Below are 15,020 nucleotides of genomic sequence, written 5' to 3'. Positions count from 1 at the left end.
TACAAGAAGGCTTTTTATTTTTTAGAGGGGGGATCAGCAGGTGGGCTTTCTAGAAGATTTACAAAATGAAATTTTAATAGCAGACGGGGCAATGGGGACACTTTTATACTCCCATGGCATTGACCGATGTTTTGAAGAGTTGAATCTGTCAAACCCTGATCAGGTCCAGAGCATTCATGAGGCATACATTAACGCTGGTGCACGGGTTATTCAAACGAACACATATGGCGGAAATCATATTAAACTGTCCCGCTATGGACTGGAAGATGATATCCGGGCTATCAATTCGAAAGCGGCACGGCTTGCGAGAAAAGCTGCAGGCAGCCAGGCTTATGTTCTTGCCACAATGGGCGGAGTCCGTGCTTTCAAAAAAAGCTCTCACACGCTGGATGAGCTGAAACGCAGCTTCCGCGAGCAGCTTTATGTACTCCTTAATGAAGACATCGATGGACTTCTGCTCGAAACATTTTACGATTTGGAAGAGCTGAAAACAATTCTTGAGATAGCGAGAAAAGAAACCAATAAGCCGATTGTCGCCAATGTGTCGCTGCATGAAACCGGTGTGCTGCAGGATGGGACACCTCTTGAAAAAGGCTTAAAGGACTTAGAAGCACTCGGCGCAGATGTTGTCGGCCTGAACTGCCGGCTTGGCCCGTATCACATGCTCGAATCGCTTGAAGAGGTTCCGCTGCTTGAAAAAGCATTTCTCTCTGTCTATCCAAATGGCAGTCTTCCATCTGTTGAAGAAGGAAGACTTGTGTATGAATCGGATGAAGGGTACTTTGCAGAGAGCGCCCTAGCCTTCCGCAATCAAGGTGCCAGGCTGATCGGCGGCTGCTGCGGGACGACGCCTAAACACATAAAGGCAATGGCTGATGCATTAAGAGGACTTGCACCAATCAAGGAAAAATCCGTAAAGCAGCGAAAGCCCGTCACCGTTCATGAACGGCTCGAGCCTGCCTATCCCCCGCTCCACCAAATTGTTAAGGAGCGCAGGTCCGTTATTGTCGAACTGGATCCCCCAAAAACGCTCGGTTTGGAAAAGTTTTTTAAAGGGGCCGAAGAACTGAAAAAGACCGGTATTGACAGCATCACGCTTGCTGACAACTCTCTCGCTTCACCGAGAGTAAGCAATGCAGCTGTCGGAACCCAGCTGAAGGAAAAACATGATATGAGGCCGCTTATTCACCTCACCTGCCGCGACCGGAATTTGATTGGCCTTCAATCTCATCTAATGGGACTTCATTCCCTTGGATTGACGGACGTGCTGGCGATTACAGGTGATCCCTCTAAAATTGGCGATTTCCCAGGTGCTACCTCCGTGTATGACCTGTCCTCCTTCGACTTGATTTCACTGATCAAGCAGTTCAATGAAGGGTTATCCTACTCAGGAAAAGCACTTGGCGGCAAAACGAATTTCACTGTGGCAGGAGCATTCAATCCAAATGTCCGGCATTTAAATAAAGCGGCCGAACGCCTGGAGAAAAAAATTGCCTGCGGAGCGGATTATTTTATCTCTCAGCCGATTTATTCCATCCAGCAGATGGAAGAGGTGCATGAAGCGGTCAAGCATCTGACTGCACCGCTGTATATCGGCATCATGCCGCTGACAAGCAGCCGGAACGCAGAATTTATTCATCATGAAATCCCAGGCATCAAGCTTTCTGACAGCATTCGTGAAACGATGGCAAAAGCGGGCGGGGATCCTATTCAATCAAAAAAAGAAGGCATTGCGATTGCAAAAGACCTGATTGATGCGGCATTTGACTTATTTAACGGCATTTATCTGATTACGCCGTTTTTAAAATACGAATACTCAGTCGAACTGGCAGAGTACATCCGGGAAAAAGAGAAGCAGCGTTCAGAAAGGGAGTTTTCACATGTCCAGCATTCGTGAACAAATCGCAAAAAGAATTCTAGTACTAGACGGCGCAATGGGAACGATGATTCAAGACGCTAATTTAACGGCAGATGATTTTGGCGGAGAGGCTTATGACGGGTGTAATGAATATTTGACCTTAACCATGCCTGACGTCATTTCCCGAATCCATGAAACGTATTTGCAGGCTGGGGCCGATATTATTGAAACGAATACCTTCGGCGGAACCGCCATTGTTTTAGATGAATACGAGCTCGGGCACCTTGCCTATGAAATCAATTTCAAGGGGGCACAGCTTGCCAAACAGGCTGCGGAAGCTTTTTCGACAGATGAGCGTCCGCGGTATGTCGCCGGCTCCATGGGACCGACGACCAAAACATTATCCGTCACAGGAGGCACGACGTTTGACCGGTTAATCGACAATTATGAAGAACAGGCGCGGGGACTGATTGACGGCGGCTCAGATTTGCTTTTGCTTGAAACGAGCCAGGATATGCTCAATGTGAAAGCGGGCTTTCTTGGAATTAAAGAAGCCTTTGCGAAAACAGGCAAGGAGATTCCGCTGATGGTATCCGGAACCATCGAACCAATGGGTACCACGCTTGCCGGCCAGACAATCGATTCCTTCTATATCTCATTAGAGCACATGAATCCAATCTCTGTCGGTCTGAACTGTGCAACAGGACCGGAATTCATGACCGATCACATTCGTACTCTCTCGGATATGGCGGGAACGGCGGTCAGCTGTTACCCAAACGCCGGGCTTCCTGATGAAGAAGGCAATTATCACGAATCCCCTTCCACCCTTGCAGCTAAAATCAGGGGATTTGCGGAAAAAGGCTGGCTGAACATTGTCGGAGGCTGCTGCGGAACAACCCCCGCACATATTGAAGCATTAGCTGAAGCCGTTAAAGACCTTCCGCCTCGTCCAGTAAGGGAGCAGCTTAAGCAGCATACCGTTTCCGGGATTGAGCCGCTCGTTTATGACGATTCCATGAGACCGCTGTTTGTTGGAGAACGAACAAATGTGATCGGTTCACGTAAATTTAAGCGCCTCATCTCCGAACAGAAATTTGAAGAGGCCGCTGAAATTGCCCGTCTTCAAGTAAAAAATGGAGCCCACGTCATTGATATTTGTCTCGCTGATCCGGACAGGGAAGAAAACGAGGATATGGAGCAGTTTATCCAGGAAATCACGAAGAAGGTTAAAGTGCCGCTCGTAATCGATTCAACCGATCATATCGTCATTGAGACGGCTTTGAAATATTCACAGGGGAAAGCCATCATTAACTCCATCAATCTTGAGGATGGAGAGGAACGGTTTGAAGCCGTCCTTCCTCTCGTTAAAAAATACGGCGCTGCCATTGTAGTTGGTACAATTGATGAGATTGGCATGGCTACAACAGCAGAAAAGAAACTTGAAATCGCCAAACGTTCTCACGACCTGCTAGTGAACAAGCATGGATTGAAATCCTCTGACATCATTTTCGATCCGCTTGTTTTCCCAGTTGGAACAGGGGATGAACAATACATCGGCTCAGCTGCTGAGACAGTTAAGGGCCTTGAACTGATAAAAAAAGAATTGCCTGATTGTTTGACCATCCTAGGTGTCAGCAACGTATCTTTCGGTCTCCCTCCGGTCGGAAGAGAAATATTAAACGCCGTCTACCTGTATTACTGTACAAAGGCAGGTCTCGACTACGCGATCGTGAATACAGAAAAACTGGAGCGTTTCGCAAGCATTCCGGCAGAGGAAATTAAAATGGCTGAAGACCTGCTTTTCCATACAACCGATGAAAACCTGGCTTTGTTCACAAATTTTTACAGAGAAAAGAAAAAAACGGTCAAAAAACCGGCTGAAACACTGACACTTGAAGAGCGGCTTGCAACTTATGTAGTAGAAGGAACAAAAGAAGGACTGATTCCGGATTTGGAAAAAGCTCTTCAGAAATATCCGGACCCACTTGATATTATTAACGGCCCGCTAATGGATGGAATGGCGGAGGTTGGCGTGCTGTTTAACACGAATCAGCTCATTGTCGCCGAGGTTCTGCAAAGTGCAGAGGTTATGAAGACGTCCGTCTCCTACCTTGAGCCGCATATGGAAATCAAGGATGACAGCGGGAAAGGAAAAATCCTGCTGGCCACCGTAAAAGGCGATGTTCATGATATCGGCAAAAATCTAGTGGAGATTATTTTAAGCAATAACGGGTTTCGAGTTGTCGATCTCGGTATCAAAGTCACACCGCAGGAAATCATCGAAGCCGTCCGCAGGGAAAAACCAGATGTAATCGGATTGTCCGGCCTTCTTGTTAAATCAGCCCAGCAAATGGTTTTGACGGCACAGGATTTAAAGCAGGCTGAAATTGAAACTCCGATTATGGTCGGTGGTGCGGCTCTATCAAGAAAATTCACAGATTATAAAATTTCTCCTGAATATCAAGGTACCGTGCTGTATGCAAAAGATGCCATGGATGGCCTCTCTCTGGCTAACAGACTGAGACAAGACCCTGCTCAATTTGTTAAAAAAGAAATTCCGGAAACCATTACGGTTACAAGAGAGCCATCCTCCGCAGTGGCAACACTTCTGGAAAAAAGAAAAACCATTACGGCGGCGGAGCTTCTCAAGCCGGCCGACTGTAAACGGCATGTGGTAAAATCCATCAGTCTTGAGCATATCCTGCCGTACATTAACATGCAGATGCTCCTTGGCCACCATCTGGGGGTAAAAGGAAAGATTAAAGAACTTATTGCGAGTAAAGATGAAAAAACGCTGGCGCTGAAGCAGCTGATTGAAGACCTGATTGTTCAGGGAAAAAAAGAAAATTGGTTTGAACCCGCATTTGTGTACCAGTTTTTCAGGGCTCAAAGCGAAGGCAACAAGCTCCACATTTTTTCTGAAGGAGTCGGCGCTCCGCTCGAAACCTTTGATTTCCCGCGTCAGGCCAAGCTTCCAAACCGCTGTATATCGGACTACGTCCGCGAAGAAAGCGAGGGTGAGGATTATGTATCCTTCTTTGCCGTTACAGCGGGACGAAATGTTCGCGAAGCAGCAAATCGCTTTAAAGAACAGGGTGATTACCTGAAGAGCCATGCGGTCCAGGCACTGGCGCTTGAAATGGCAGAGGGCCTCGCTGAGCGCACTCATCAGCTCATCCGTGACCGATGGGGGTTCCCGGACGCAACGGACTTTACAATGGATCAGCGGTTCTCCGCCAAGTATCAGGGACAGCGCTACTCATTCGGCTATCCTGCCTGCCCGGATCTAGATGATCAGGCTAAACTATTCAGACTGATACGCCCTGAAACGATAGGCATAGAGTTGACAGACGGATTTATGATGGAACCGGAAGCGTCCGTTTCAGCGATCGTCGTCTCCCATCCCGATGCAAGATATTTCAATGTGATGTAACAGAGCCGGCATTTGCCGGTTCTGTTTTTGTCAGTCCTAGTATGTTTTATTTTCCATTCTTGGGGAATCATCAAGTATGAGCGAATTAATGATAAGTCAGGAGTGGAAAATATGAGCGGACAAAATGAACAAAAGCAAACGATGCCGGCACAGGAACAGGATGTACAGCCGGGGCAGGAAACCTTGATGAATCCAGCACCCAAATTTGCAGGTGATTTCTATAAAGGCAGCGGGAAGCTGGAAGGAAAAACAGCTATTATTACTGGCGGAGACAGCGGAATCGGACGCGCCGTGGCCGTCTTTTTTGCAAGAGAAGGCGCTGACGTCACCATCGCTTACTTAAATGAACATGATGATGCATCCGAAACGAAGCGATTAGTGGAGAAAGAAGGCCGCAGCTGCTTTCTGATTGCCGGAGATATAGGCGATGAAGGGTTTTGCAAACAGGTTGTCCGAGAGACAATCGTCAAGTTCGGCAAACTCGATATTCTCGTAAACAATGCAGCAGAACAGCATCCACAGGAAAACTTCGAAGACATTACAGCCGGGCAGCTTGAGCGGACCTTCAAAACAAACATTTTCTCTATGTTTCATCTAACAAAGGCAGCCCTTCCGCATCTGAAGGAAGGCAGCTCCATCATAAATACAACATCGATTACAGCATATGCCGGCTCCCCAGGGCTAATCGACTATTCCGCAACTAAAGGGGCCATCACTTCCTTTACCCGATCCTTATCAGGTAACCTGATAAAAAAAGGGATCCGCGTGAACGGCGTTGCACCGGGTCCAATATGGACGCCGCTGATTCCATCCACTTTCCCGGAAGATAAAGTTGCCGAGTTCGGTGCGGATACTCCAATGCAAAGACCAGGACAGCCTGAAGAATTGGCACCAAGCTATGTATACCTTGCAAGCGCAGACTCTACTTATGTAACGGGACAAGTCCTGCATGTAAATGGCGGGAAAGTTGTAAACGGATAAAAACTTAGAAAATTCTTCCGCTCTGAGCAGCGGGAGAATTTTTTGTTGCCTGGAATCTTAATTTATTTGTCCGGCCGTGCATTTAATCTAGCCGTTCTGCTTTACATTTTAGCTGTTTCTCCCCCTTTTTTAGCCGATCAAGACCAGAATTTGTCCGTTCCATTGTTTGTCTGTTTCTCCCCATTAGTTACCCTGTATGTACCCAGTCAATCTCCTGCTTCTGAGTGCGCACACAATAAGCCCGCTGTACTATAACTGCAGCGGGCTTTTCCTTATTAAGCTTCCTTCAATTCTGCCGTATCCTTGGCTTTACAGGATTGGCGTTTGATGACTTTATGCGGAATGATAATTCGTCTTGCCGGTTCCATCGGATGCTCAATCGTTTGAATGATGCTTCTTGCTGATTCGCACCCGAGCTGGAAGATGTTAATGTCTACGGTAGTAAGCGGCGGCTGCGACAGCTCGGCCATCATGATGTTATTGAATGAGACGACGGATACATCTTCAGGTACGCGGATTCCCATTTTGAAAAGCATTTTCAGGACGCCGACTGCCATGAGGTCATCGGCCACGACCAGGGCTGTTGGCGGTTCGTTCAGTCCGAACAGCTCCTTAACCGCTTCCTGTCCGCCTTCTTTCAGAAATTCCTCGTGGACAATGTATTCATCTTTATATGGCAGTCCGGCGTTTCGAACGGCTTTTTCATAGCCCAGCAAGCGATCAATGGTGACCACCAGGTTCAAATCTCCTCCGATAAAGGCAATTTGCTCATGGCCTATCTCAATTAAGTGCTCGGTTACTTCTTTAGAAGCACGATAGTTGTCATTATCAACATGGGTGATTTCATTGACATCCTTGAAGGGCTTGCCGACTATAACGAAAGGAAACTCTTTTTTCCTGAGAAAATGAGTGAGCTTATCATTGACGCTGGAATAAAGCAGAACAATTCCATCTACTCTTTTCCCTTCAACCATATGGACAACGCCTTCATATATTTCTTCTTCTGTTTCACCTGTTGACATATATAGGGCATACTGCTTTTGATGAGCAGCTTTGCTTATTCCTCTGATGACTTCCGGAAAAAATGGATTTTGAAATGCTTTGTCTGCAGAGCTTGGCAGCACGATGCCAATTGCCTGCGTAGACTGATTTGCAAGGCTTCTTGCAATAAAATTCGGATGATACCCAAGGTTTTTCATTGCCTCGCGTACGCGTTCTTTCGTTCGGTCACTGATGCGAGGGTTGTTCGCAATGACCCTCGACACTGTAGATGGCGCCACTTTTGCCAGTTTTGCCACGTCTTTAATTGTCGCCATTTTCCCACTTCCTCTCTCCCACCCAATCCATTTCAACAAAAAGAAAATGCTTACATTCTATTGTTCCGTACATGACTCTATCATTTTGTTATATCATATTCAGCCCAGAGAAACAAAAGCGCTTATGAATTTGCCTTTCTTCTTCTGCCTGCCCCATAAATAAATCCAGCAAACAGGACTGGTACAAATACAGTTGCACTGATTAATCCCCAATGAGGACCCGATTTCTCCTCAAGCTTATAAATTTCGGATGTCTCTCGATCAAGGACAAGCTCGTATCCGCCGTCTGATTCCTTCACCGCTTCACCAGTCAGATATCCATTCAGCTCTTTCCCTTTTGCCAGAACATCTGCTGAGAGAGTTGCCTTACCTGTTTTGTCTGAATTGTTAATGGCTACAACAACGGTGTCTCCCTTGTAGGAACGTTTGAAGACTGTCAGCCCCTTATCATCATACAGTTTTTCCATGTTTCCTTTTAAGAGTGCAGATTCATGACCGCGGATGCTGTTTAGCTTCGTTATATACGTTATCAGTTCTTTATCTGCCCTGAAATCCATCATTCTGCGATTGTCCGGATCCGCTGCTCCGTCAAGGGCAATTTCACTGCCGTAATAAACGATTGGTATCCCTGGTGCTGTGAACAAATAAGTTAGTCCAAGCTTCCATCTGACGCCTGGGGGTTCCTGATTAATCAGCGCTTTTCTCGTAAATCGAATGTTATCATGATTGTCGAGGAAGGTACCGAGCAGATAGGGAGATTGATAATAATGCTCATTCCGTTTCCATACATCAATTAGAGGAGCTGCTGATTGACCGGATTTCGAGAAAATTTCAGAGGCTTCTTCGTAGAACGGATAGTCAACGAATGAATCAATCCCTGTCTTTTCATATTCTGCTAAATAGGCTGGATCATCCGACCATACCTCACCGAGCAGGAAGAAATCCTTTTTTACTGATTTCACCTCTTCCGCAAAATCAGTCCAAAAGTCTTTTGGTACGTGGCGGACCGTGTCCAGTCGGTATCCATCAATGTCTGTCTCATTTATCCACCATTTTGCCGTATCAAGAAGGTACTTTCTCGTTTCGGGATTTTCCTGATTTAAATCCGGAAGCCCATAGAGCCAATTGTTTTCGAGATCCTTCTGGCTTTCCCAGTTGGTTAGTTCCTGTTTTTCATGGAACCAGTTTTTCTTTTTCGGATCGTTTAGCCATTCATGCTGATAGCCTGTATGGTTGACGACAAAATCGAGCAAAACCTTTATGTCCCTTTTATGGGCTTCCTTCACAAGGGTTTTAAACTCTTCCATCGTTCCGAAATGCTCTTCCGTGTTTCTGAAATCAGAAATCCAGTAGCCGTGGTAGCCCTGTCCTTCGTTCTCAAACACAGGAGTGAGCCAGATAGCCGTAAACCCCATCTCTTTCAAATAGTCGAGTTTATTTGTAATTCCTTTAAAGTCTCCCCCATGATAGGCAGATGGATTACTGCGGTCCGCGTCGAGATCATTTGCCGGATCTCCATTTGCAAACCGGTCTACCATGAGAAAATAAATCCGTTCATCCTGCCAGCCTGAAGCATTGCTGTCTGCCGCAGAAACCGTTTGAAACGGCAGAATCAGCAGCAGTGCGAAGCATAGAATTATCTGCTTTTTCATCATAAACATGCCTTACCCCTTTGTTTTTTCTTCAAAAAAAGGCTCGGGGAAAGCACGGGCCTGCGCCCTTTTCTCCGAACCTTTCTTTAAATGCTTATCCTTTTGTTCCTCCAGCTGTAAGTCCGGAAACGAAAAATCTTTGCAATGACAGGAACAGAATGGCGATTGGTACGGCAATTAACACAGAACCTGCTGCGAACTTTGTGAATTCTGCTCCAAATTGCTTTGCAACCATGTCATAAAGTCCGACTGCCAATGTAAAGTTTTTCTCTGAACGAAGCAGCACGCTCGCAATAATAAAATCTGTCAGCGGTGCGATGAATGAGAATAATCCGACAACCGCTATGATTGGCTTTGCAAGCGGCATGACAATCTGGAAGAAGATCCGAAGGTGGCCAGCGCCGTCCATTCTTGCTGACTCATCTAATTCTTTCGGGATTGTATCAAGATATCCCTTCATCAAATACGTATTCATCGGAATTTGACCGCCCACATACACAAGAATTAAACCAAAGTGGGAATCAAGAAGTCCTGTAACAAGAGCAAGCACGTAAATCGCAATAAGTGCTGCGAAGTTTGGAATCATTTGAAGAATAAGGAACGTCATTAATCCATTTTTCCGGCCGACGAAGCGGTAGCGGGAAAAAGAATAGGCAGTTAAGGAAACCATAATGAGCGTCAAAAGCATAGTGAGCACGCTGATTTTCAATGAGTTCCAGTACCAAAACAAATAGTTGCTCTCTTTTATATCAAACAGGAATTGATAATGTTTCAAAGAAGGATTTTTCGGGATAATCGTTGACCCCGATAAGCTGTTACCCGGGTTGAAGGAAGAACCAACTACCCAAGCTACAGGATAAAGAATGACCGCAAACATAAACAGGATGACGAGGTAGGATAATGTTAATCTGACTAATTTCTGCTGTTTTGAGCTCATTACATCATATCCTCCTCTTGGAATGATTTCGTTCTTCTAAATTGCCAGATGGCTACAATTATTACAATGGCTGAAAGCATTAAAGTAATAGCAGCTGCTTTTGAATACTGGGCAGATGACATCGTCAAGCGGTAGATCCATGAAATCAGGATATCGGTTGATCCCGCATTTTGTTCAGCTACTGCAGGTCCCCCGCCATTGAATAGATAGATTACGTTAAAGTTATTAAAGTTAAACGTGTATTGAGTGATGATGATTGGTGCCGTTGAGAATAACACAAGCGGAAGTGTAATGCCTTTGAACTTCTGCCAAGTGTTGGCTCCATCTACTGTTGCTGCTTCATAAAGCTCATCCGGTATGGATTGAAGAACCCCTGTCGTCATAGCGAAGATGAATGGGAATCCAAGCCAGCACTGAATGAAGATCAGAGCGATTCTTGCGTACATCGGCTCTGTCATCCAAGGAATGGGATCGATTCCAAACATTGATAGGATATCTACATTGATTGCTCCGAATGACTCATTGAACAGGCCTGCAAAGATTAGGATTGAAACGAATGATGGTACTGCCCAAGGCAAAATGAAAACAGTACGGATAATTGCTTTTCCTTTTAAATCCTTTTGGTTTACAAGAATAGCGAGGAAAATACCGAGCGCTACTTGCAATGTGGTTGCACCGAAAGTCCAGACAATCGTCCATGCAAATACGGAGAAGAAGGTCTGACGCCAAATATCAATTTTGAAAATATCGACAAAGTTCTGGAATCCAACCCAGTCTACAAGCTTAGCGGGCGGAGAGTGGTAAAGATCATAGTTTGTAAAGGAAAGCAGAACGATGAAAATGATCGGCAGAATGACCACAAAGGCGAGAAGCATAAAGCCGGGTGTCATAATTAAATATGGAAATCCGTTATCTACAAGATTTCTATACTGTTCTTTAATGGAGCTTAAAGGAATATTCAGGTCCCTCTTCTCTCCATTTTTATAAGCATCGCGTATATTGATAAAATAAAATGCTAATCCAAACGCTAAGATAAAAAGAGCGATGATTCCGTAGACTAACAGGAAAATAGAATGATCTCTCGGTGTTTCCGTTCCAAGGGTCATGAGGCCCCATACTCCAATGTCGAGCATATCCCATGTCACAAATAGGAAGGATGCCGCAATCACCAGGAACGCTGCCGCTTTCACATATTGCTTGTTATAAACTTGACCTAATCCAGGGATGATGGAAAGGGCTGCTGCTTTTTTTCTGTGGCTGGACTGATGAACGAGCTCTGCTGGTTCTTGGTTTGGCTTGTAAGCTAAATCTGCCATGTCGGTATTCCCCTTTCTTTCTAGCAGAACACGGTTGCCTGCTGCTGACTGATCATTCTTTGGAAGAGCCAGGCTCTTAGGAAACAGTAATCCTTGCTGATTTACCGCTTCTTAAAAGCCTGCTCCGCTTTCAATATCCTTTTTAGGAAAGGAAGCAGTACCCCTTATTAGAGGTACTACTTCACAGGTAGTTCTTATTTAGAGTGGTTAGCTGTAATGTTCTGCTCGATTGCTTTTGTTGCAGCATCAAGAGAAGCTTTAGGCTCTGTTTTGCCTGTTACAAGTGTTTGAAGGTTGTCAGCCATAGGCTTCCATACTTCACCCATTTCAGGGATGTTCGGCATTGGGATACCTACAGCAGATTGTTCTGCTACTGCTTTTGCTTCCGGATTTTCAGCAATGATTGGATCCTCAGCAAGAGCTTTTACCGGTGGAATTTCAAATGTTTGCTCATAACGTGCTTTTGCAACGTCTTCGCTTGTTACATACTCAACAAATTTAGTTGCCCATTCCTGGTTTTTAGAGAATGCACTTACATGCCATCCTTTAACTCCAACGAATGTTTTCATTGCTTCGCCGTTTGCGAATTTAGGAAGCGGTGCTACACCAATATCAATTCCAGCATCTTTATAAGATTGGAAAGCCCATGGTCCGTTCATAACGTAAGCTGCTTTGCCTTCATTGAAAAGTCCGTCCATAGCAGATCCGCCGTTTTCACCGATGATTCCTTTAGGGAAAAGACCGTCTTTGTAGAAAGTTTGAATGAATTCTGCACCTTTGACAGCGCCATCATTGTTAAGTCCAAGATCTTTCGGATTTGGCTTGCCGCCTTCATCACCGAATACATAGCCGCCCATACCGCCGATAACAGCGTTTGCAAAGTAGAAGTTATCGAATAGAGCAAGGAAGCCGTATTTGCCGCCAGTTGTAAGTTCTTTTGCTTTTGCTTGAAGATCTTCCATTGTAGCTGGAACTTCTGTTGCTAGAGCTTTGTTATAAATAAGGACAGGCGTTTCAGTAGACTTTGGAAGTCCGTATAGCTTGCCGTCGTATGTTTGAGATTCAATTGAAGATTCAGTGAATGTATCTGTTACTGCTTTGTCAACTTTAAGTTCTGCAATCAGACCTTCGATTGCAACCTGGCCGATTTGGTCATGCGGAAGTGTTACTACGTCCGGACCTGTTCCAGCCGGTCCGTCAAGACGAAGCTGATCACGCATTTTTGTTGCCATTTCAACTTCTTTAAACTCAATTTTGATACCGTTTTCTTTTTCAAAGTCAGCAGCGGCTTTTTCTAGCCATTTGGATTTATCTTTATCTTCCCAAACAATTAGTTTTTCCGGTTTTGCTGCTTCTCCGGATTTCTCGTTACTTCCATCAGTTGATGCTCCCTTTTTCGCGTCTGGTCCGCATGCAGCCAATACGCCGATAAGAAGAATTACCATCATGAATAAGGACATGACTTTCTTCATTCTGACCCCTCCTAATATTGTTGTCTAGTAAAAAAGTAGTAGCAGTATGTACAAGCGTTTGCACGGACTGTTCAAAATATAACGCTTTCACTTAAGCGCTTGCATTTCTGTGAAAACGATTGCACAACCTAAATCTTATTATAGCGCCTATTTGTGTTTTGACAAGCATTTTTTTTGATATTTTTGCACATTTTGAAAAAATCGCATCATTGACTTTAATAACGCTTTCACCTACTCTTTAAATATCTTAAATGAATGCAAACGTTTGCGTTCTATGAATATAGGAGTGAGTCTTTTATGCTAAAAGAAGCCATCTATCACCGGCCCAAAAATGAATTTGCCTACATTTATGATGATCAAACCTTACATATCCGGATGCGGACTAAAAAAGACGATGCAGAAGCAGTCAGACTAATACACGGAGATCCTTATGACTGGAAAGACGGAAAATGGATTGCTTCTTTAAGCCCAATGGAAAAGTCGGGGAGTGATCAGCTGTTCGATTACTGGTTTATTGCCGTTCAGCCACCCTTCCGCCGCATGCGATATGGATTTGAAATTGTTTCTGGTGCCGAAAAATTAATTTATGCTGAAAAAGGATTCTTTGAAGAAGCTCCGTTAGAGGATATTGCAAACTTCTTTTGTTTCCCGTATTTGCATGCAGCAGACCGCTTTAAAGCACCTGATTGGGTAAAGGATACGGTTTGGTATCAAATATTCCCTGAACGGTTTGGCAACGGCAATCCGAATATCGATCCGGAAGGTGCTCTTCCCTGGGGCAGCGCGGACCCGACTCCTTCCAATTTTTTTGGAGGAGATTTTGAAGGGGTCATTGAGCATCTTGATTATTTAAAGGACCTTGGTATTACCGGCATTTACTTCACTCCTATTTTTAGAGCCTTCTCGAATCATAAATACGATACGATTGATTATATGGAGATTGACCCCCAATTTGGTGACAAAGAAACGTTCCGCCGTCTCGTGAAGGAAGCTCACGCAAAAGGAATCAAAGTGATGCTGGACGCAGTTTTCAATCACAGCGGCTATTTATTCGGCCCCTTCCAGGATGTCATAGAAAAAGGCGAGGCTTCTCAGTTTAAAGATTGGTTCCATATATATGAGCTTCCGATCAAGGAGAATCCTCCAGGCTATGATACATTCGCTTATGAAAAGAGCATGCCGAAGCTGAACACCCAGCATCCGGACGTGAAAAAATATTTACTTGATGTCGGCCAATATTGGATTAAAGAATTTGATATTGACGGCTGGCGCTTAGATGTTGCCAATGAAGTAGATCATGCATTTTGGAGAGACTTCAGAACAGCTGTAAAAGAAGTGAAAGAAGATGTCTATATATTAGGAGAAATCTGGCACGACAGCATGCCGTGGCTTTTAGGAGACCAGTTTGACGCCGTGATGAACTACCCGTTTACAAACGGTGCCCTGAATTTCTTTGCTAAAGGCAAAATACGTGCTGAAGAATTTGCATCCGTCATCGTGAACGGACTGCATGCTTATCCTAAAAATATAAACGAAGTTGCCTTTAATCTGCTTGGCAGCCATGACACAGACCGCATTCTAACTTTGGCCGGCGAAAGCAAGGACCGAGTTAAGCAGCTTTTCGCTTTTCAGCTTAGCTTCGGGGGGTCTCCATGTATCTACTATGGAGATGAAATCGGCATGGCCGGCGGGAACGATCCCGGCTGCCGCGCATGCATGGTGTGGGATGAGAATGAACAGGACAGAGAGCTGCATCGTTTTGTAAAAAAATTGCTTGAGCTCCGCAAAACCTATCCTCTTTTTGCGAATGATGGTGAATTTAGGATTTTGCAAGCAAAAAGTGAAGATAATACACTGATTTACGCGAAGGAAAATGACAAGCAGCTTCTGGCTGCAGTTGTCAATCAATCCGAAGTTCCTTTAGCCATTTCATTCCCTGCTGAACTTGCAGGAAAAGAAGCTGAGGATCTGCTGAAAGGCACAGCGCTGACGGCCGATTCCATCCATGCAGAACCGATGAGCACTCAATTTTTCTTATTCAGCAAGGAGGGATAA

Annotated in this window: 9 protein-coding genes; 4 read left to right on the top strand and 5 right to left on the bottom strand. The window is 44.9% G+C overall.

The window, feature by feature from the left end:
* The first annotated feature begins 40 nt into the window (after window positions 1-40).
* The 3 genes from J9317_RS06180 to J9317_RS06170 all read left to right on the top strand — a co-directional run bounded on the left by J9317_RS06180 (window position 41) and on the right by J9317_RS06170 (window position 6,272).
* Window positions 41-1,897 carry a bifunctional homocysteine S-methyltransferase/methylenetetrahydrofolate reductase gene (locus J9317_RS06180; RefSeq protein ID WP_211557080.1) on the top strand — a complete coding sequence of 619 codons (1,857 nt, stop codon included), beginning with the start codon at window positions 41-43 and terminating at the stop codon, window positions 1,895-1,897.
* Entirely contained in the window at window positions 1,881-5,291 is a 3,411-nt protein-coding gene (metH, locus tag J9317_RS06175; RefSeq protein ID WP_211557079.1) for a methionine synthase, read from the top strand. Before J9317_RS06180 ends, metH begins: the two co-directional genes overlap by 17 nt.
* A gap of 111 nt (window positions 5,292-5,402) precedes the next feature.
* Window positions 5,403-6,272 (top strand): SDR family oxidoreductase, encoded by an 870-nt coding sequence (locus J9317_RS06170; RefSeq protein WP_211557076.1) that lies wholly within the window; start codon window positions 5,403-5,405, stop codon window positions 6,270-6,272.
* Between the two features lie 275 nt (window positions 6,273-6,547).
* Here the strand turns inward: J9317_RS06170 and J9317_RS06165 are convergent, their stop codons facing one another.
* The 5 genes from J9317_RS06165 to J9317_RS06145 all read right to left on the bottom strand — a co-directional run bounded on the left by J9317_RS06165 (window position 6,548) and on the right by J9317_RS06145 (window position 12,965).
* Entirely contained in the window at window positions 6,548-7,588 is a 1,041-nt protein-coding gene (locus J9317_RS06165) for a LacI family DNA-binding transcriptional regulator (RefSeq protein ID WP_211557074.1), read from the bottom strand.
* 122 nt (window positions 7,589-7,710) lie between these two features.
* On the bottom strand, window positions 7,711-9,240 hold the full coding sequence (locus tag J9317_RS06160; protein WP_211562160.1) for an alpha-amylase family glycosyl hydrolase: 1,530 nt from the start codon (window positions 9,238-9,240) through the stop codon (window positions 7,711-7,713).
* Window positions 9,241-9,334: 94 nt separating this feature from the next.
* The gene (locus tag J9317_RS06155; protein ID WP_211557073.1) at window positions 9,335-10,177 is read right to left on the bottom strand and encodes a sugar ABC transporter permease; all 843 of its coding nucleotides are present in this window, start codon (window positions 10,175-10,177) and stop codon (window positions 9,335-9,337) included.
* Window positions 10,177-11,493: a carbohydrate ABC transporter permease gene (locus J9317_RS06150; protein ID WP_211557070.1), complete on the bottom strand. Its 1,317-nt coding sequence runs from the start codon at window positions 11,491-11,493 to the stop codon at window positions 10,177-10,179. The genes J9317_RS06155 and J9317_RS06150 overlap by 1 nt, the downstream gene beginning before the upstream one ends.
* A gap of 194 nt (window positions 11,494-11,687) precedes the next feature.
* A complete protein-coding gene (locus J9317_RS06145; protein WP_211557065.1) occupies window positions 11,688-12,965 on the bottom strand; it encodes a sugar ABC transporter substrate-binding protein in 1,278 nt (425 codons plus the stop codon).
* Between the two features lie 297 nt (window positions 12,966-13,262).
* On the opposite strand from J9317_RS06145, the gene J9317_RS06140 reads away from it, so the two are divergent.
* Window positions 13,263-15,020, top strand: coding sequence for a glycoside hydrolase family 13 protein (locus J9317_RS06140; protein ID WP_211557063.1), 1,758 nt, complete (start codon window positions 13,263-13,265; stop codon window positions 15,018-15,020).

This window comes from Metabacillus flavus (assembly GCF_018283675.1).
Taxonomy (GTDB): domain Bacteria; phylum Bacillota; class Bacilli; order Bacillales; family Bacillaceae; genus Metabacillus_B; species Metabacillus_B flavus.
The sequence above is the reverse complement of the archived record's forward strand: the minus strand, read 5'-3'. Positions and strand labels throughout refer to the sequence as shown.